19 protein-coding genes and 2 pseudogenes are annotated in these 18,785 nt (G+C 59.8%); 13 read left to right on the plus strand and 8 right to left on the minus strand.

The window, feature by feature from the left end; genetic code table 11:
- The first annotated feature begins 34 nt into the window (after positions 1 to 34).
- From ACH79_RS15880 to ACH79_RS15925, 10 genes and pseudogenes are all read left to right on the plus strand, one after another.
- The gene (locus ACH79_RS15880) at positions 35 to 427 is read left to right on the plus strand and encodes a transposase (RefSeq protein ID WP_161851827.1); all 393 of its coding nucleotides are present in this window, start codon (positions 35 to 37) and stop codon (positions 425 to 427) included.
- Positions 424 to 771 carry an IS66 family insertion sequence element accessory protein TnpB gene (tnpB, locus tag ACH79_RS15885; protein ID WP_161851828.1) on the plus strand — a complete coding sequence of 116 codons (348 nt, stop codon included), beginning with the start codon at positions 424 to 426 and terminating at the stop codon, positions 769 to 771. Before ACH79_RS15880 ends, tnpB (ACH79_RS15885) begins: the two co-directional genes overlap by 4 nt.
- A 69-nt stretch (positions 772 to 840) precedes the next feature.
- A pseudogene (locus ACH79_RS15890) lies at positions 841 to 2,488 on the plus strand (IS66 family transposase).
- Complete coding sequence (locus tag ACH79_RS15895; RefSeq protein ID WP_202639116.1) at positions 2,485 to 2,730, plus strand: hypothetical protein; 246 nt, start codon at positions 2,485 to 2,487, stop codon at positions 2,728 to 2,730. Before ACH79_RS15890 ends, ACH79_RS15895 begins: the two are co-directional and overlap by 4 nt.
- 972 nt (positions 2,731 to 3,702) lie before the next feature.
- Complete coding sequence (locus ACH79_RS15900; RefSeq protein ID WP_161851829.1) at positions 3,703 to 5,151, plus strand: IS4 family transposase; 1,449 nt, start codon at positions 3,703 to 3,705, stop codon at positions 5,149 to 5,151.
- A gap of 59 nt (positions 5,152 to 5,210) precedes the next feature.
- Complete coding sequence (locus ACH79_RS15905; protein ID WP_246738561.1) at positions 5,211 to 5,636, plus strand: transposase; 426 nt, start codon at positions 5,211 to 5,213, stop codon at positions 5,634 to 5,636.
- Positions 5,633 to 6,085, plus strand: coding sequence for an IS66 family insertion sequence element accessory protein TnpB (tnpB, locus tag ACH79_RS15910; protein ID WP_161851830.1), 453 nt, complete (start codon positions 5,633 to 5,635; stop codon positions 6,083 to 6,085). The genes ACH79_RS15905 and tnpB (ACH79_RS15910) overlap by 4 nt, the downstream gene beginning before the upstream one ends.
- Positions 6,052 to 7,591 (plus strand): annotated as a pseudogene (locus tag ACH79_RS15915) (IS66 family transposase). The gene tnpB (ACH79_RS15910) and the pseudogene ACH79_RS15915 overlap by 34 nt, the downstream one beginning before the upstream one ends.
- A 157-nt stretch (positions 7,592 to 7,748) precedes the next feature.
- Positions 7,749 to 9,197, plus strand: coding sequence for an IS4 family transposase (locus tag ACH79_RS15920; protein ID WP_161851831.1), 1,449 nt, complete (start codon positions 7,749 to 7,751; stop codon positions 9,195 to 9,197).
- Between the two features lie 526 nt (positions 9,198 to 9,723).
- Positions 9,724 to 10,110 (plus strand): hypothetical protein, encoded by a 387-nt coding sequence (locus tag ACH79_RS15925; protein ID WP_161851832.1) that lies wholly within the window; start codon positions 9,724 to 9,726, stop codon positions 10,108 to 10,110.
- A gap of 179 nt (positions 10,111 to 10,289) precedes the next feature.
- On the opposite strand, the gene ACH79_RS15930 is transcribed toward ACH79_RS15925, so the two are convergent.
- From ACH79_RS15930 to ACH79_RS15940, 3 genes are all read right to left on the minus strand, one after another.
- Positions 10,290 to 11,141, minus strand: coding sequence for a carbohydrate ABC transporter permease (locus tag ACH79_RS15930; protein WP_057838549.1), 852 nt, complete (start codon positions 11,139 to 11,141; stop codon positions 10,290 to 10,292).
- Positions 11,138 to 12,010: a carbohydrate ABC transporter permease gene (locus ACH79_RS15935; RefSeq protein WP_161851833.1), complete on the minus strand. Its 873-nt coding sequence runs from the start codon at positions 12,008 to 12,010 to the stop codon at positions 11,138 to 11,140. Before ACH79_RS15935 ends, ACH79_RS15930 begins: the two co-directional genes overlap by 4 nt.
- 211 nt (positions 12,011 to 12,221) lie before the next feature.
- A complete protein-coding gene (locus ACH79_RS15940; protein ID WP_161851834.1) occupies positions 12,222 to 13,601 on the minus strand; it encodes an ABC transporter substrate-binding protein in 1,380 nt (459 codons plus the stop codon).
- A 530-nt stretch (positions 13,602 to 14,131) separates the two neighbouring features.
- Between ACH79_RS15940 and ACH79_RS15945 the strand changes: the two genes are divergently transcribed.
- Positions 14,132 to 15,184, plus strand: coding sequence for an acyltransferase (locus ACH79_RS15945; RefSeq protein ID WP_161851835.1), 1,053 nt, complete (start codon positions 14,132 to 14,134; stop codon positions 15,182 to 15,184).
- 12 nt (positions 15,185 to 15,196) lie between these two features.
- Here the strand turns inward: ACH79_RS15945 and ACH79_RS15950 are convergent, their stop codons facing one another.
- From ACH79_RS15950 to ACH79_RS15970, 5 genes are all read right to left on the minus strand, one after another.
- The gene (locus tag ACH79_RS15950; protein WP_161851836.1) at positions 15,197 to 15,673 is read right to left on the minus strand and encodes a DUF2269 domain-containing protein; all 477 of its coding nucleotides are present in this window, start codon (positions 15,671 to 15,673) and stop codon (positions 15,197 to 15,199) included.
- Positions 15,673 to 16,950: an SDR family oxidoreductase gene (locus ACH79_RS15955; RefSeq protein ID WP_161851837.1), complete on the minus strand. Its 1,278-nt coding sequence runs from the start codon at positions 16,948 to 16,950 to the stop codon at positions 15,673 to 15,675. Before ACH79_RS15955 ends, ACH79_RS15950 begins: the two co-directional genes overlap by 1 nt.
- Positions 16,951 to 16,971: 21 nt before the next feature.
- Entirely contained in the window at positions 16,972 to 17,526 is a 555-nt protein-coding gene (locus ACH79_RS15960) for a hypothetical protein (protein WP_161851838.1), read from the minus strand.
- Between the two features lie 26 nt (positions 17,527 to 17,552).
- Positions 17,553 to 17,714, minus strand: coding sequence for a DUF2934 domain-containing protein (locus ACH79_RS15965; protein ID WP_161851839.1), 162 nt, complete (start codon positions 17,712 to 17,714; stop codon positions 17,553 to 17,555).
- 129 nt (positions 17,715 to 17,843) lie between these two features.
- Positions 17,844 to 18,023, minus strand: coding sequence for a DUF3072 domain-containing protein (locus ACH79_RS15970; RefSeq protein WP_246738562.1), 180 nt, complete (start codon positions 18,021 to 18,023; stop codon positions 17,844 to 17,846).
- Between the two features lie 96 nt (positions 18,024 to 18,119).
- Between ACH79_RS15970 and ACH79_RS15975 the strand changes: the two genes are divergently transcribed.
- Both ACH79_RS15975 and ACH79_RS15980 read left to right on the plus strand, forming a co-directional pair.
- Entirely contained in the window at positions 18,120 to 18,404 is a 285-nt protein-coding gene (locus tag ACH79_RS15975) for a hypothetical protein (protein ID WP_161851840.1), read from the plus strand.
- A gap of 147 nt (positions 18,405 to 18,551) precedes the next feature.
- Complete coding sequence (locus ACH79_RS15980) at positions 18,552 to 18,776, plus strand: hypothetical protein (RefSeq protein WP_161851841.1); 225 nt, start codon at positions 18,552 to 18,554, stop codon at positions 18,774 to 18,776.
- The last annotated feature ends 9 nt before the right edge of the window (positions 18,777 to 18,785 follow it).

Raw genomic sequence — 18,785 nt, forward strand, 5'->3', positions numbered from 1 at the left:
TGACCTTAAGTCTAGCCTTAAGGTCATGTGGCGAATGCAGGTGAAGGTCTTGGGCGCTGAACGTCGGCGCCGATGGAGTTACGACGAGAAGGTTCGTCTGATTGAAGAGACGTTGCAGGCTGGCGAGACTGTGTGCGGCGTCGCGCGCCGACATGGAATGGCGCAGAGCCTGCTGTTCACCTGGCGTCGGCAAACGCGCCAGGGCCGCCTGGGCGGCGAGGCCGTGCCGGCTCTTGTTCCTGTCGAGATCGCCTCCACGCCGGCTCCCGCACCCACGTTCGGGCCGCAGCCGTCTTCGCCTCCTGCGCAGCGTCCAAGGAACGGAATGATCGAGATCGAGCTTGGCGGCGGCTGTCGCGTGCGCGTTGACCGGGAGGTTGACGCCGAAGCGCTGCAGCGAGTGCTTGAGCTTCTGAGGCGGCGATGATCCCGATTCCGAGCGGCGTCAGGGTCTGGATCGCCACCGGTCACACGGACATGCGCCGCGGCATGCAAAGCCTGGCTCTTACGGTTCAGGAGAGCTTGAAGCGCGATCCTCATGCCGGCGATCTTTATATTTTCCGGGGCCGTCGCGGCGATCTGGTCAAGATTCTTTGGCATGATGGGTTGGGCATGTCGCTCTACGCCAAACGTCTGGACCGTGGAAAGTTCATCTGGCCCTCGGCGGTGGCCGGCGCGGTGTCGATCTCAGCGGCACAGATGGCTTATATGCTCGAAGGCATTGACTGGAGAAATCCTCAACTGAGCTGGCGGCCTGCGAGCGCGGGCTGAACGAAGAAGTTGCGGCTGCCGGCATTTTGGGGAGTCACAACGCATTCAATCTGTGATTCACTGCTTCGCATGGATGCTGATGGCGGAGCGATTCCGGATGACATTGCTGCCTTGAAAGAGGCGCTGGCGATCGAGCGCGCGAAGGCGTTAGAGGTTGCAGCGGAACTCGCGGTCGCCCGCGCGAAAGCCTCGGAAGACAGCGCGCTGATCGCCCAGCAGAAGCTACGGATCGCCAAGCTCGAGCGTCAGATCTACGGACAACGGTCGGAGCGATCATCGCGGCTGATCGATCAGTTGGCACTGACGTTCGAAGAGCTGGAAGCCGACGCCACGGAAGACGAATTGGCAGCCGAACGGGCTGCGGCCAGGACGACGACTGTGCGCGGATTTACGCGCAAGCGCGCCGAGCGCCAGACATTCCCTGAGCATCTTCCACGCGAGCGGGTGGTGATCGATCCGCCGACGGCTTGCGCGTGCTGCGGCAGCAATCGCCTGCGCAAACTCGGGGAAGACGTGACCCGGACGCTGGAATCGGTGCCGCGTCAGTGGAAAGTAATCGAGACGGTGCGGGAGAAGTTCAGCTGCCGCGACTGCGAGAAGATCAGCCAGGCGCCGGCGCCGTTCCATGCCGTCGCACGGGGATGGGCCGGCCCCAGCCTGTTGGCTATGATCATGTTTGAGAAGTTCGGCCAGCATCAGCCGCTGAACCGTCAGGCCGAGCGCTACGCTCTCGAAGGTGTGCCGATCGCGTTGTCGACCATGGCCGACGCCGTGGGATCGGTCTGTACGTCGCTTGATCCCCTGCTTCGCTTGGTTGAAGCCCATGTCATGGCGGCTGAGCGTCTTCATGCCGATGATACGACCGTGCCGGTGCTAGCCAAGGGGAAGACCGACACGGGACGGTGTTGGATCTACGTCCGGGACGACCGGCCATTTGGTGGTGCCGGACCGCCAGCGGCGATGTTCCACTACTCGCGCGACCGCAAGGGCGAGCATCCCCAGGCGCATCTGGCCCGCTATGCCGGCATCCTCCAGGCCGACGCCTACGACGGGTATAACCAGCTCTATCTGGCTGGGCGCCATCCTGGACTGATCCGGGAAGCTGCGTGTTGGTCGCACGCGCGGCGCCCGTTCTTTGCCATGGCCGATATCGAGGAGAATGCGCGGCGCAAGGCCGCCGGCAAAAAGGAAATTGCGCTCTCTCCGATCGCGATCGAGGTGGTGCGCCGGATCGATGCGCTGTTTGAGATCGAGCGGTCCATCAACGGCAAGAGTGCCGAGGGGCGCCTGGAGGTTCGTCAGGCTCTGAGCCGCCCCCTGGTGGAGGATCTTCAGGTCTATATGCGAGAGCAACTCGCCAAGCTCTCCCGCGGGCACGACCTGGCCAAGGCGTTCAACTACATCCTGAAGCGATGGGCGGCCTTCACGCTATTCCTGGAGGATGGGCGCGTGTGCCTCTCTAACAACGCCGCCGAACGGGGGCTGAGAGGCATCGCTCTTGGGCGAAAGTCATGGCTCTTCTGCGGATCCGATCGCGGCGGACGACGCGCCGCGGCCATGTACGGCCTGATCGTCACGGCCAAGATGAACGGTGTCGATCCCCTGGTTGGCTGACGTCCTCGCCCGTATCGCCGCCCATCCGGCTCATCGGCTGGACGAACTGCTGCCCTGGAATTGGGCCCTGTCAGCGTCAGCAATCTCAGCCCGAGCGGCATGACCATGCACGTCAACAAGGTCTATCGCGTCACCACGATCAATCGCGTCGCCCAGGACCTCGGCGAAGACGAGGACTGGCTGTCGGACGTCGCCAGCGAAATGGACGCCGAGGACGGCCGCCTCTGGGTCTACGGTGTCGGAGAAGACGGCGTCATGGCCTTCACCGACTTTGGGATCGAGACCTTGATGGAGCTCATCAGGATCCACAAAGAGAACCCTCATCTGCTCAGGCGCCAGGATTAGAAGACGTCTGCGGCCTACGCCGGACGGGTACGTCGGAAACTCGCTCCTGACGAACGTAAAGTGCACGTATCTGGTGCGGTTTCTGGTGCGCTCGTCTCGGTGCGGGCAACGAAGACCGAGTAAATCACTGATATTCTTGGTGGGCCCGGCAGGACTCGAACCTGCAACCAGACCGTTATGAGCCGGCGAGGGCAATGGTGCAGCCCGGCAGAATCCGTATAGAGGTGGCGGGCCCATAGCGCCCTAAGCGTTTCCTGATGAAATTGATAACTCCATCTGACTGCTCACGGCTTGTTGTACTGTTCGACGACACTCGCTCAAATTTGCCAGGGCTGGATTTGCAGTGAGAGTACTGGATTGAAATAGCCGCGGCTCATTCGCGCGATTTGCAAGTCTGTTGAAGTTTCTTCGTTGTTGCGCATTGTATCATTCGACGTTGTCTCGCAACACGCTGTAACCAAGCGTTTTTTTTTACCACGAGGGTCTATGACGAACAGCCAATTGGAGGGCGATGGGCGGAGACAGCCGAAAAGCGCTCCGTCGACTACGATTGGTCGAGAGCCGAAGGCGGTCCCGTTTGCCGAGCGATTGAGCTGCACGATCGGCGAGGCTTGCCAAGCAACTGGCCTGGGACGCACAAAGCTTTACGAGCTGATAGGAACGGGCCAACTCATCACAATCGCCGTTGGACGTCGGCGCTTAGTGTTAATCCGGTCGCTCCTCACGCTACTCGATAAGACAACACCGTTATGATCAATTGCTATCTTTGGCTTCTCCTCAAGCTCCCTTCTTGATTACACAGCGTAAGTCTTTTGGCTGATCCAATCCTTTTGGCCACAGCGCATCATCGTATCCGTCCGGTGAAGCTTACGATTACCCACATTTTTTTGAGGTGCACTGAGCCGAAAAACTTGAGTCGCTAGAATCGCTTGTGATTCTTTGATGGGCACCTGATTCGAGAAGAGGTGCTCTATGGGACTGACTTCACGCGCCCGGGATGAGAAGGCGCATCGGTCGGCGTCTGACGCGGTGACCTGGTTTGACCGTGAAGCTGCGCTGTGCGAATTCCAGGACGCTCGGCTTGGCGAGAGATTTCGCATGCTGCTGAAGCAGATTGGTGGAGACGTCGGCCAGAGCATTCCTATGGTTTGCCAAGACTGGGCGAATACCAAGGCGGCCTATCGTTTCTTCTCCAATGAACGAGTAAGCGAGGCCGACATCCTGTCTGGTCATTTTAAATCGACGCGGGAACGCATCGCGGCTGCGAAGGGACCTGTTCTTGTTCTGCATGATACGACCGAATTCACCTATCAAAGGGAGCGCCCGGATCTGATCGGGATGATTAAGCGCATCCCCAAAAGCTACTCTCGAAGATTGGACGGAAAACCCCAAACGTACACGACATGCGGAATATTGATGCATTCGAGCCTTGCGGTGACCCTCGATGGGCTTCCACTGGGGCTCAGCGCTGTGAAGTTCTGGACCAGAAAGAAATTCAGAGGGGTCGCTGCGCTCAGGCGCGAGGTCAACCTGACACGGATCCCCATTGAAACCAAGGAGAGCATTCGGTGGCTGGAGAACCTCAAGCAATCCACGGAGCTTTTCGAGAAGCCATCGCAATGCATCCATATCGGTGATCGTGAGGCCGATATTTATGAATTGTTTTGCGCCGCCCAAGAGGTTGGAACGCATTTCTTGGTAAGGACCTGTGTCAATCGCCTGGCAGGCGATGGCGATCATACCGTTGCAACGATAATGGATGAGGTCTTGGTCAAAGGTCTCCACCGGATCGAAGTCCAGGATAGCAAGGGCAATCCAGATCAGGCTGTTCTTGAAATCCGGTATCGCAAAATCCGTATTCTGCCACCGATAGGCAAGCAGTCGCGGTATCCAGCTTTGACTTTGACGGTGATCCACGCTGATGAAAGAGGAGCGCCAAAGAACAGAAAAAAGATTGAATGGAAACTCCTGACCGATCTTCCGGTGCAATCGCGCGGGGATGCGATCGAGAAACTCGAATGGTATTCCCTGCGATGGAAGATCGAGGTCTTCCACAAGATACTCAAATCCGGCTGTAGGGCAGAGGACTCGCAACTGCGGACTGCTCAGCGATTGACGAATCTGATCTCGGTATTCTGCGTTGTGAGCTGGCGCATTTTTTGGATGACGATGCTCAATCGTTCAGCGCCAAATGCTTCACCGGAATTTGTGCTGACCAAAGCTGAAATCCAATTGCTTGATCGGCTCGTCAAAGACAAGAATCCAGTCAGCACACAACGAAAAACATTGTCGCATTATCTCATCAAGATCGCCAGGCTCGGCGGCTATCTCGCCCGCGCCAACGATCCGCCACCAGGGAATCTGATCATGTGGCGCGGATTATCGCGATTCATCGATATCGCAACGGGAGCAAAACTCTGACTCAAAAATGTGGGTAATCGTAAGCCGGTGAAGGCCGCCTTGCCGAATGAGGCGTGTTGTTGAGTACTGTCCTTATGGACAGTGATAGGCGCAGTGCCCAAGTCGAACGGCTTGAAGTGGTGGACACGGGCCGGCGGCGGCGCTGGTCCGAGGATGAGAAGCTCAAGATCGTCCTGGAGAGCTTACAGGCGCCGCGCCAGGTCGCGGCGACGGCGCGGCGGTATGGCGTTTCGCGCTCATTGCTGCTGCGGTGGCGACGCTCGTTTCGGCCTGAGCCGAAGGATGCCGCCCATCAAACGGGTTTCGTACCGGCGATGGTGGTCGCGGAGTCGGGGCCGACGCCTGGTCCAGTCGCGCCGGCAAGCAGCGGCGGGTCAATCGAGATCGAGTTTGCTGCCGGGGCTCGGATGCGGATCACGGGGACGGTCGACACGGCGACGCTGAAGGCCGCCGTGGCGGCTCTGGCAGATGGACGCCTACGGTGATCCCCATTGCGTCGGGCGTGCGGGTGTGGGTTGCGACCGGCCACACCGATACGCGTCGCGGTATGAACTCGCTGGCCTTGCTGGTGCAGGAAGCCTTTAGGCGCGACCCGCACGGCGGCGACATCTACGTGTTCCGTGGCAAGAGCGGCAAGCTCATCAAGATCCTTTGGCATGATGGGCTGGGCATGTCGCTCTATGCCAAGCGGCTGGAGCGGGGCCGCTTTCTCTGGCCGTCGTCAGCTGATGGCGTGGTGACAATCCCCCCAGCCCAGCTTGGCTACCTGCTGGAGGGCATTGACTGGCGGATGCCGCAACACACGTGGAGGCCGCAGGCGGCGGCTAATCGCTGTGATTTGAATCGACGGCGCGACCAGCAGTCCAGACAGAGGCCGCGTCTTGTGATTCTTGGTCGGCGATGGGCGCCGATGATTCTCTCCCCGACGATGTGACCACCCTGAAGGCGATGCTGCGCCGAGCGAGCGGCCCGCTTGGCCGCGGAGGCGGAAGCTCAGGCACGGATACTGCTGATCGAGAAGCTCAAGCTCACGATCAAGAAGCTGCGGCACGAGCAGTTCGGACAGTCCTCCGAGCGAGGCGCATTGTTGGATCAGCTCGAGCTACAGCTCGCCGACCTGGAGGAGAACGCGGCGCAAGCTGAGACCGCAGCGCAAATGGCAGCCGAGAAGATTGCGGTGCCATCGTTCGAGCGCCGCAAGCCAGCCCGCTGGCCGCTGCCGGAGCATTTGCCGCGGGAACGCCTTGTCTATCCAGTGCCTGCGACCTGCCCATGCTGTGGCGATAGCCGGTTGCGCAAGATTGGCGAGGACGTGACGGAGACGCTGGAGCTCGTTCCGCGCCAGTGGAAAGTGATCCAGCACGTGCGCGAGAAGCTCGTCTGCCGGGCCTGTGAAGCGATTACCCAGCCGCCGGCTCCCTCGCATCCGATTGCGCGCGGGCGTGCAGGGCCCAAGCTGCTGGCCCATGTCCTGTTCGCCAAGTACGGCCTGCACCTGCCACTCTCAGAGCGACGTCTACCAGCGTGAAGGCATCGACCTCGATGTCTCGACGCTGGCAGAATGGGTGGGAGCCTCCGCCGCAACCCTGATGCCGCTGGTTGAGGCGATCCGGAGCCATGTCTTTGCGGCCGAACGCATCCACGCGGACGACACCACGGTGCCGGTCCTGGCCAAGGGCAAGACCCGAACCGCCCGGCTCTGGACCTACCTGCGCGACGACCGTCCGTTTGCCGGCCCAGATCCGCCGGCGGCCGTGTTCTTCTACTCGCCTGATCGTGGCGGTGCGCATCCGGAGCAGCATCCGTCGGGCTATGCCGGACTGATGCAGGCCGACGCCTATGCCGGGTTCAGCAAGCTCTACGAGGCCAATCGCAAGGGCGGCCCAATCATCGAGGCCGCGTGCTGGGCACACGGCAGGCGCAAGTTCTTTGATCTCGCGCGGCTCAGCAAGGCGCCGATCGCGGCCGAGGCGGTCAAGCGCATCGATGTTCTGTTCGCCATCGAGCGCGAGATCAACGATCTTACTACGCAGGAGCGTTTGCGTGTACGCCAGGAGCGTAGCCGCCCCCTGATGGTCGAGCTGGAGGCGTGGTTGCGCGAGCAGCGCGCCAAGCTCTCCAGGAACAACGGGACGACCAAAGCGATCAATTACTGTCTCAGCCGCTGGGATGCATTTAGCCGCTTCCTTGATGACGGACGGCTTTGCATGTCGAACAATGCTGCTGAGCGTGAGCTACGGGCGGTCGCCCTGGGACGAAAAAATTGGACCTTCGCCGGGTCCGATGCGGGCGGCCGGCGTGCGGCTGCCATCTACAGCCTCATCGCCACCGCCAAGCGATTGCCGACGCGTTGGCGCGCCTACCGGATCACCCTGCAAAGCGCATTGACGAACTGCTGCCTTGGAAGTGGCAGCCTCAAAGCGTCGCTCACGCCGCTTAGGCGCGATCAGCCTTTCGCCCAAAAAACGCCCTAACCGGGGGCCTTCGCCGGCTTACGATTACCCACATTTTTTTGAGGTGCACTGAGCCGAAAAACTTGAGTCGCTAGAATCGCTTGTGATTCTTTGATGGGCACCTGATTCGAGAAGAGGTGCTCTATGGGACTGACTTCACGCGCCCGGGATGAGAAGGCGCATCGGTCGGCGTCTGACGCGGTGACCTGGTTTGACCGTGAAGCTGCGCTGTGCGAATTCCAGGACGCTCGGCTTGGCGAGAGATTTCGCATGCTGCTGAAGCAGATTGGTGGAGACGTCGGCCAGAGCATTCCTATGGTTTGCCAAGACTGGGCGAATACCAAGGCGGCCTATCGTTTCTTCTCCAATGAACGAGTAAGCGAGGCCGACATCCTGTCTGGTCATTTTAAATCGACGCGGGAACGCATCGCGGCTGCGAAGGGACCTGTTCTTGTTCTGCATGATACGACCGAATTCACCTATCAAAGGGAGCGCCCGGATCTGATCGGGATGATTAAGCGCATCCCCAAAAGCTACTCTCGAAGATTGGACGGAAAATCCCAAACGTACACGACATGCGGAATATTGATGCATTCGAGCCTTGCGGTGACCCTCGATGGGCTTCCACTGGGGCTCAGCGCTGTGAAGTTCTGGACCAGAAAGAAATTCAGAGGGGTCGCTGCGCTCAGGCGCGAGGTCAACCTGACACGGATCCCCATTGAAACCAAGGAGAGCATTCGGTGGCTGGAGAACCTCAAGCAATCCACGGAGCTTTTCGAGAAGCCATCGCAATGCATCCATATCGGTGATCGTGAGGCCGATATTTATGAATTGTTTTGCGCCGCCCAAGAGGTTGGAACGCATTTCTTGGTAAGGACCTGTGTCAATCGCCTGGCAGGCGATGGCGATCATACCGTTGCAACGATAATGGATGAGGTCTTGGTCAAAGGTCTCCACCGGATCGAAGTCCAGGATAGCAAGGGCAATCCAGATCAGGCTGTTCTTGAAATCCGGTATCGCAAAATCCGTATTCTGCCACCGATAGGCAAGCAGTCGCGGTATCCAGCTTTGACTTTGACGGTGATCCACGCTGATGAAAGAGGAGCGCCAAAGAACAGAAAAAAGATTGAATGGAAACTCCTGACCGATCTTCCGGTGCAATCGCGCGGGGATGCGATCGAGAAACTCGAATGGTATTCCCTGCGATGGAAGATCGAGGTCTTCCACAAGATACTCAAATCCGGCTGTAGGGCAGAGGACTCGCAACTGCGGACTGCTCAGCGATTGACGAATCTGATCTCGGTATTCTGCGTTGTGAGCTGGCGCATTTTTTGGATGACGATGCTCAATCGTTCAGCGCCAAATGCTTCACCGGAATTTGTGCTGACCAAAGCTGAAATCCAATTGCTTGATCGGCTCGTCAAAGACAAGAATCCAGTCAGCACACAACGAAAAACATTGTCGCATTATCTCATCAAGATCGCCAGGCTCGGCGGCTATCTCGCCCGCGCCAACGATCCGCCACCAGGGAATCTGATCATGTGGCGCGGATTATCGCGATTCATCGATATCGCAACGGGAGCAAAACTCTGACTCAAAAATGTGGGTAATCGTAAGCTTCGCCGGATGCGTACGCATCATCCGTACGCGTTCCTGCGAAAACTCGGCAGCGTGGACAAGGCGCCACGCCGACGGCACCTGTGCGGCCTCATTTTCTTTTTGTGCCATTCAGCGTCGGCCAGGTTGGACGCTGCCCACTAGGCTGTGCCCGTCTGAGGGGCACGACGCCGTCGCATCGGCGGTAGTTCATGACGACGCGGCGCAGGCACAGCCCATGAACCAATGGTGGGGCGGATGGTGGGGCGGAGCGGGAGCATCTTCTGAAATGCCCGGGAAAAAAAGCAGGGCGCGACCGGCATCACCACGGTCGCGCCCTACGTCGCCGGTCAATGGGGCAGGGGGAATAACCGGCTGCCGGGATGACTCCGAGGCCCCCGAAGTCGTTCCATGGTGCCGCAAATATTTTTTGTACACGGTTAAGTGATCGAGGAGCGCCGGACCTTCGGCGGCTCTCGTCGGGTTGTTTCGGTGATCGCCATGGGGCGAGGGATGCACCGTCATGTTACAGATTTTCCAAGCAATTTTTGCCGCACTCGCCGTCACCGCCACGTTGGGCGCCGTTCAATTCGCTTCCGGTCACGATCTCACCGGCGGCCGGGAACTTGCCTCGCCCGCGCCAGCGGCGGGCATCAACCGCGCTGGCAAAGCCGACCGCGCGGGCTTGAAGGTCGCGCCGGGCGAGACCGAGACGATTACGATCCGCACCGTGGGCCTTGAGGACACGTCCGTTGTGGTCCGAGTTCCCGTCGTCAAGGACGAAGCACGAAACCGTCTGCCGCCACCGGCCAAGCCCGGCAAGGCGAAGACGGCGATCGCCTGTGAGCCGCCGGTCAGCGTGCTGACTGAGGTCGCCAAGCTGCTTCAGCCCGGTCGCTGCTTGACCTGATGGCGGCGTAGGCGCGGTATCTGCAAAACAGGAAAGCAGGACTAGACGAACCTTCTCTCGTCATTGCGAGCGAAGCGAAGCAATCCACTGCGCCATTTGCAGAGTTGCTTCGTCGCTTCAGCACAAAATTGCTTTGCAATTTTGTCGCGAGTTCCTCGCAACGGCGTCTGGGACGCGGTTTATGATTTCACCGCGCCCGCAGTCAGCCCGCCGACCATATACCGCTTGAATGCGTAATAGATTGCGGCCGGCGGCAGCGCGTAGATGAAGCCGGTAGTCATCAGCAATTCCCACGGCGAGTCGTCGGCGGCCAGGAAGTTGCCGAGCGCGACGGGGAGCGTGATCTCGGTGTCCTTCGAGAGCAGCAGGAATGCGTAGAGATACTCGTTCCAGGCCAGCAGGATGGCGTAGGTGCCGATCGCCACCAGCGACGGCATCATCAGGGGCACATAGACCAGGCGGAACAGCTGCAGCGTGGTGGCGCCGTCCATGGTGGCGGCTTCGTCCAGCTCGACCGGTAGCTTGTCGGACGCCTGCTTCAACACCCAGATCGCGTAAGGAGAGGCGATCGTCACCATCGCGAGAATCAGCGACCAGTGATTGTTGAGCAGGCCGTAATTGCCCATGGTGCGGTACATCGGCACGGCGAGGAACGCCGCCGGGATGAAATAGGTGAACAGCGCCAGATTCATCACCCAGCGACCGCCGGGCACGCGCAGCCGCGAGATCGAGAACGCCGCTGCGGTCGCGATCATCAATGTCAGCGCGCCGGCGGACAACGCGATCACCACCGAATTGAAGAACTGGATCCAGAAATCACGCAGGAAATAGTGCTCCTGGTAGAACACGATCTTGAAATTGTTCAGCGTCGGATGCGCCGGCCAGAGCTTGCCCGAAAACGCGTCCTCCTTCGGCGAGATCGCGAACAGGAACATGTGGTAGATCGGCACCAGGGTCCAGATCAGCACGGGAATGCCGATCAAGAGCAGCTTTGCTTCGGTGCCGATTTCGCGGAGTGTTGGCAGCTTCATCGCGACAACCGTTTCATCATGAAATAGACCAGCGGCAGCACGAACGGCAGCGCGCAGACGATCGAGGCCATCGCGAGGCTGAGCTGATCGAGCCTGAGATAGCGGATACCCAACGTCGCCAGCACGTGGGTGAGGTCGGCGGGGCCGCCGCCGGTGAGCAAATAGACACTGTTGAAATCGCCGAGCGTCCAGATCATCGAAAGCAGCGTGCAGGTGACGTAGAGCGTCTGCATCGACGGCCAGGTGATATAACGGAATTTCTGCGACCAGCTCGCGCCGTCGACTTCGGCGGCCTCATAGAGGTCATGCGAGATCGCGAGCCGTCCGGTCATCAGGATCAGCGTCCAGAACGGCAGCGATTTCCAGATGTGGACGCCGATCGCCATGCCGAGCGCCACCGTCGGGTCGTTCAGCCAGTTCGGGCCATCCTCGGCGGTGAGCTTGAAGATGATCTGGTTGATTACGCCCCATTCCGGGTTGAGCATGAAGCGCACGGAGAGGATGGTCGGGATCGACGGCACCGCCCAGGGCAGGATGAACAGCACCGACAGCCATTTGATCCAGGTGCGCTGCTGCGCAAAGAAGCCGGACAAAAACAGCGCGATCGCCATTTTCAGATTGATGCCGACCAAGAGGAAGATCAGCGTGTTGACGGCGGCGCGCGCAAAAATCGGATCGTGATAGAGCGCGACATAGCTCGCCGGATGCCGCGCCAGCCACAGCCCGTAGCCGACGGGGTAGACCACGAAGGCCAGGAACACCAGCAGATAGGGCGCGAGCAGCACGATGCCCCAGACCTGCGGCGTGGTCAGCCGGGCTGATAAAGGCGGGCTTGGAATTGCCTGATCGCCCGAAAGCGTGATTGCCATACGTTTACTCTTGAAAGGAAGGCGCGGCCGGAAATTGTTGTGGTCACCTCACCCCGCTTGCGGGGGAGAGGTCGAAGCCGAATGCTTCGGGTGAGGGGGTACAGGACTTTCCGCGAGCTGTGCTCGCGGAGGGAGCCCCACACCCCGACCCTCTAAGAGCGAGCTTTCGCTCGTCTCGACCCCGCGAAGAGCTGGGAGAGGGAGGGATACATCAACCCGCGACCTGCTTGAGGCGGGCGATCAGTTCGTCGACGGCCTTGTCGACCGGTACCTTCTCGCTGACCACGCGGTTCATCGCCTTGGCCCAGACGTTCTCGTTGTTCAGGATCGTGAACTTCCAGTTCTTGGTGAAGTCGAACGGCGTGGTGCCGCCGGTGAACTGGTTGTACACCGCCTTGCGATGCCGGTCAGCCTGCCAGAACGGGCTCTGCTGGCTTGCTGTCGTCACCGGGAACCAACGGCCGAGCGCGCCTTCAATGTAGGGCCGCACGTTCTCTTCCTGCAGCAGGAACTTGATGAACTCCTTGCCCTCCGCCTTGTTCTTGGCGACCGTGAACATCAGCCCCGTCTTGACGTCCGAGCGGTACTTGATCGGAGTACCATCAGGCTTGTTGGGGAACGAGGCGGTGATAATGGTCTCGTCATAGTTCTTCTTGCCGAGCGCCCGCTGTTCCGGCGTCAGTGCCGGGTTGTTGGCGTCGTCGAGCCATTTCGCCGCGATCGAAATCGTGAAGTTGTGCGTCATCACGATCGTCTTGTTGTGGAAGGCGACGTTGTTGTCCGGGTCTTTCCAGGTGGTGGAGGAGGGCGGCGTGCAGCCCTTGATGTAGGTATCGGTATAATCCTTCATCGCCTTGATCAGGTTTTCCCGCACCTTGGGATCGTCGACCAGAAGCTTGCCGTCGTCGTCCACCAGCTTGACGTTGTAGGCGTCCATAAAGGTGTAGAACGACTGGAAGCTATCGGTGGATTCCACGCCCATCGGCTGGCCGACGGCGTAGACGCGCTGACCGGTGGCCTTGCGGATCGCCGGCTGCACCTTGTCGCACCAGAATGACCAGTAATCTTCCCACTTGGTCGGGATGTCGCTCTGCTTGAAGCCGGCCTGTTCCAGCATGTCCTGCCAGATCTGGACGTGCATGCTCTGCTGCTTCAGCGGAAAGCCGTAATAGGCCTTCTTCTTGGCTACGTCGTTATAGAGCAGCGCGGTTTCCAGCGTGTTCGGCGCGAAGGCTGATTTCATCGGCGTCAGGATGTCGCCGAGGTCCTCGAGCTTGCCCTCGAACGCCCATTTGCCCTGCGCCTGCACGTCATAGCTGTCAGAATAGGCGACGTCAGGCACGGTGCCGGAATCCAGCGCCGCTACCGTCTTCGGGATCATGTCCTGAATGGCGTATTGCGACAGTTCGACCTTGATGCCGGTCTTGGCCTCGAATTTCTTGATCGCCTCGAGGAGCGCGTCGTCCTCGGATTTGTAAAAGCCCTTGCCGAACCAGACCGTGATGGTCTTCTGCTGGGCGAGCGCAGGTGCAGTAGCGTAAAGCAGCCCGACCGCAGCGACCGCGAGTGAAACTGATCTCCTGGATATCACATTGTTCTCCCTGAAAACCCGGCTTGTTAACCGGTTGGATAATGATAGCGCAACCAAGCGGCGCGATCCAGATGGGGCGGTGCAAACTTCTGTAGGGGGATATTCGCGGCGCAAATGCGGCAAAGCGCTCTTGAATGGCCGGGCGTTGGTTCAACCATTTTGGTTTCATGGTTCAATCATTTTTGCGGCCAGCCATCCTGCGTCCGTGATACCGCGAGCCGAGGAAGAATGGGCTGAATGCATCGCACGAAGGCGCGAGCCCGCGACGCAGAGCGCCGGAGTCGTTCACAACGTTTTCTCCCGAAACTGAGGATGTGGTGGAACGCCGGACCCTCGCTACCGGTTGGTGAGCGTTCTGCTGTCGGCCACCGAACGCCGGGCAGCGTATCCATGACTAGTCATTTGCTTGTTATCGGCCCGCCACGTTGCTGGTGGAGAAAGAGCAATATTCAGGATCTGCGCTCGAATCGCATTAAGGTTGAGGTCTGTGGGATATTCAATCTTTGTCCGGGATGGTAATGCAGTTCTCAATGCCTGATCAGCAAAGGCTGCCGGGGCTACAGGTTGCGCGGGCCATTGCGGCATTGAGCGTTGCCTATTTTCATTCCTACATAGCGCTGCGGGCGTTTCCCGACGCCGCCCAGATACCGATCCCGCCGTTGAAGCAGTGGGGCTACTTGGGCGTGGATCTGTTCTTCGCAATCAGCGGCTATGTGATTTGCCTGGTCGCAGCGAAGCCCTCATTTGCGCCGTTGCCATTCGCCATCAAGCGTGTGTTCCGGCTGTACCCGATATACTGGGTCGCGATGGCCTGCATCGCGGGTCTGATCGCCATCGGCAAATATCGTGAGGAGCCGATCGGCCATTTTCTCTATTCGATGACGCTGCTGCCGCAGCAGGGCGCACCGGCTTATGATCTGAGCTGGACGCTTGAACGCGAGATGGTGTTTTACGCGATTGCCGCGCTTGTTGTGCCCGTAGCCGGCATACGCGGTCTTGCACTCGTCATGGCGTCGCTTGCGACGGCCGGCTGGTACTTCAGAAACCCGTGGAGCTACCATCTGATATCGACGACGCAGGCCGACTTTCTGGCCGGCATCCTGGTGTTTCTTCTTGGCGGGCGCGCCAGATTTCTCGGCGCAATCATTCCCCTCGTCTCCGGGGTGGCGCTGCTGGTCTTCACGCATGCCAGCCAGAACGTGCTCTACATTCCCCTGTCGATGGGGATCATCCTGTTGGGGATGGTCCATCTTCAACTGCCGTGGAATCGTTGGCCGTTACGCTGGATGGTTGCGATGGGCGACGCCTCCTATTCGATCTATCTGTTGCACTACATCGTCTTCATCGGCTCGGTGTATCTTTGCGCCGCGGTGGCGCCTCCCAGCTGGATGTGCGAGCCGTGGCGCTTTGCGACATTGGCTGCCTGCGCGATCATCTCCATCCTGACCTGGCGGATAATCGAACGCCCCATGATCGGGGTCGGCAATACGCTTGCTGCCGCTGCGGCACGGTGGCAATCGGCCGGCAGCTTGATATCCCCTCGCGAACAATCAGTGGCAGCCCGCTTGCCGCCAGGCGAGTAGCGTGGACGAATCTCAGAAAAACCCGATCTGCGGTTTGGCGATCATCAGCCACAAGATCACGGCGACGGCGGCGAACGCCGGGATGCCGAAGGCAAACCACAGCCAGAAGATCCGGTGGTATTCTTTCGGGAGCGGCTTGCCCTCTGCCGCCGCGATGGCGGCGAAATCGCGCAGGTGCATTTGCATCCAGACCACCGGTAGCCACAGCGCGCCGGTGATAATGTACAGCACGATCGACCAGATCACCCAGCCGTCCCAGAACGAATAGCCGACGTGCAGTACCAGCAGCGTGCCAGTGATGGGCTGCACGACGACGGCTGTCGCCGTGAAGATGAAGTCGGCAATCACGACGATGCGCGCGACGCCGGCGATGACGGCCGGCTTGCCGCCGAGGTGGGCCGCCAGCATGAAAAAGGCAATGCCCGCGCCGGTGCCGAGCAGCACCGCGGCGCCGACGACGTGGAGATATTTGAGGACAAAATACAGCACTAGCGGTCCTCAAGCACAGCAAGCGCTGCGAAATGCAGCACGATGACCGGCCAGATCTTCAACATCGGCCCGAGCGGGTCGGCCCAGAGCCGCGGCACCAGGATGGTGCCGACGATCGCATAGGTGAAGGAGATCACGATGGCCGCGTAGAGCCCATAGCGGCTGGTCGGCCTGTAGGCGATCGCAATGCCAATGACCAGATCGGCCAGTGCGCCTGCGATGACCGTGAGCGCAGCAGCCGTCCCTTCCACGCCGCCTTCGCCCATCAGGCCCATGCCATATCCCCAGCCGGGCCCCAGCGAGACGAACGCGGTCGAGATCCAGAACAGGGATAAGACGATGAAGATCGCAGGCTTGACCAGGTACATGCCGGCAAACCAGCGTTCCTGCACGGAAGCTGGCTCAGCGGCGAAGAACTCTGAAAGGCTTTTGGATTGGAGCCCAAGCCGCTGCATGCCTTCGAGATTGCCTGTGGCGCCCCGCACCATTTCCCGCTCGGCCGTGCTGCGTACGGGAGGCCGCCAGCCGAGATACGAAATCATGTCGCCGAATTTATACATCATGCTTGAAGCAAACTGCGGCAGGTGAATCTCACGTGCCGGCGGCCAGCGACACCAGCGGCGGATGAGCGCAACGACCTCGCCGAATGAATAGCGCTGCGGGCCGACCAGCTCGACAACCTGCCGTGCCGGCGTGTCGGAGTCGAGAAAATGCTCCACGGTCCGTACGACGTCCTCAAGCAGGACGATCTGGAGCTGTCCCGTGTTGGGCATCACGGGAATTGCGGGCAGCGCAGCCAGGCCCCGCATCAGCGCACTGGCGCCATAGGCCGGGCGACCGATCACCACGGAAGGCCGCAAGATGACCCAATCGAGATCGCGCTCCATCAACGCCTTGTCGCCGGCCAGTTTCGATCGGGAAAAATCGCTGGGAGTTTCGCGGTCGACGCCGATGGCGGAAAAATGGATGACGCGACGGATCTGGAGCTGCTCGCAAGCGGCAAACAGGTTCGCGATGCCGTGGTGATGCACCATCGAGGTGGAGTCGCCGGGGCTGTCCTGGAGTACGCCTGCGCAATTCACGATCGCTTCGATGCCGTCGAGATACGGCACCCAATAGGCGGCCGATGTCGCCGCGGAGATGTCAACCCTCTGAACTGCAGGGCCGGACTGGTCGCCGCTCCTGCTCATCGAAACGACGGAATGACCGCGCGAGGACAGGTGAGCCGCGATGGCCGATCCGATCAGCCCGGTCCCTCCTATGACAGCAATTTTCATGACCGACTCCGTATCGGTAAGTCATGTCCGCTTGCGTGAACGCAAGCCCCGAATGAATTCTTCCAGAAAGGGAAGCGCCTCAAACAACGTGGACGCGGCCAGGAAAGCGGCGACGAATTGCCAAGGCAGCGGATCCTGCTTGAGGACGAGATCGAAGCGCGCAGCTTCGGGACCAAGCCCCCACAGGCTGAGAAATTGCGGCCAGTTCAGCGCGATGACGATGAGCATGGCCGTGAGAGGCATCAGTTCGAGAAAACTATGGACGTGCTGTTCGACCGGCGTGACGGACCGTCTGTGACTGGCGAATGTCGTGTCCCATAAGGCCGTCAACTGGTGCAGAACGAAACACGCAATCATGGTTGCGATGATGAGGGCGTTGACCTCAAAGAACATCACCGCAAGGAGAGGGACCGCTATCTCTGCCAACATCAACAGGTGAAGAAGCGATTCCTTGTAGCCGCTGGTCAATTCAATCCGCGAAGCGCGATGACAGAGGTAGTCGGCAAAACCGGCCAACAACCAGACCGGCAGCACGAAATACAGCAATATCGTTTCGGCCGCGGCAGAAGAGGACATCGGCAGTTCGGCTAAGCAGTTCTGGTCTACAGCGTATCGGGCGTGCGGACGGGCGACGACTTGTCCTCGTTGCGCAGCTCTTGCTCGGCCAGGCGCCAGAATTCTTCCTCTTTGCCTTTGGGCCTGCCATTGCGTTCCCAGATCTCATAGGCGCGGTTCTTGATTTCTTGTTCGGTCGGCTCGCTCATCCAGGTCTCCCATAACGGCTTCCCTTCATCCGGGATAAGCACGCAGCGAAGAGCAAGGTTCCTAAGGCGAAACCGGTCTGGGATCGGCTTTGGATTCTGAAATGAAAGAAGTGGCGCGCCGCCGACCGCTCAGAACGAGTTCGCCAGTTCGATCTCTGCCTTCAGTGCGGCAATCCGCCGCTCGGCTTCTTGGGCAGTCAGATTCTTCTCGAACAGTTTTGGCTGATAGGCCTCGGCGCTAAGCGTCCGGAGCGTCGCCAATTGGCGCGGCGTCATCGGCGCGTCGACCTGGTCCGGGAGGCGGGACATCGGGAAACTCCAAGATTCTTTGATCCGGGCCGGACTCTTAACTTGAAATTTGTTCTTTATTTGTTCTTATAGGGTTCAACCGCAGCGAGGTGGCCCATGGACAACAAGCTCAATGAAATTCGAAGGAAAATCAAAGTTTTACGGGCGGAGATGCTGAACGCCGGGGATAATATCCGCAAACAGGTCAACCGGGATGAGGATTGCTCGGAAGCCGCCACACGCCTGATGGCGATGCGGGCGGCGATGGTTGGTCTCGTCGCTGAGCGAAACAGGCTCGGCGGTGAGGAGCGCCTGCTCAATGTCGACGAGCGGCTGAAGCTGGATGTCCGCGCCGTCAGCAGAAAACAGTTGGCCAGGGCGCTCGACGGCCGTGGGCGATGACCCGATTCAAGCGCTGCGCCGGCGGATTGCCGAGCTGGACCAGCTCGCGCGTCAGCTCGATCAATCCGGCCTCGACAACGCGCGGGCGCAGCTCCTGCTCTCGCGCAAGCGGGCGGAGCTGGAAGACTTCATCAACAGAGGCCGGCGATGTCAGCACCGCTCAGATGGTATGACCACAACGCGGATAATCCGCCGTGGCTGAAAGCCTTGGCGGAGGTCCGGATCAGGGCGACGCGGGAAGGGTGGTGCCACGCCCACGTCCAGGCGATCGTCGTCGCGATCGATCAATATGCCGAGGCGGCGCTCGGCAATCGGGATTACTTCCTCAACAAGCCGCATAGCATCGGCCGCAGCAATAATAATATTCCCTGAAGGTAGCCC

It is taken from the genome of Bradyrhizobium sp. CCBAU 051011, from assembly GCF_009930815.1.
Classification (GTDB): Bacteria; Pseudomonadota; Alphaproteobacteria; order Rhizobiales; family Xanthobacteraceae; genus Bradyrhizobium.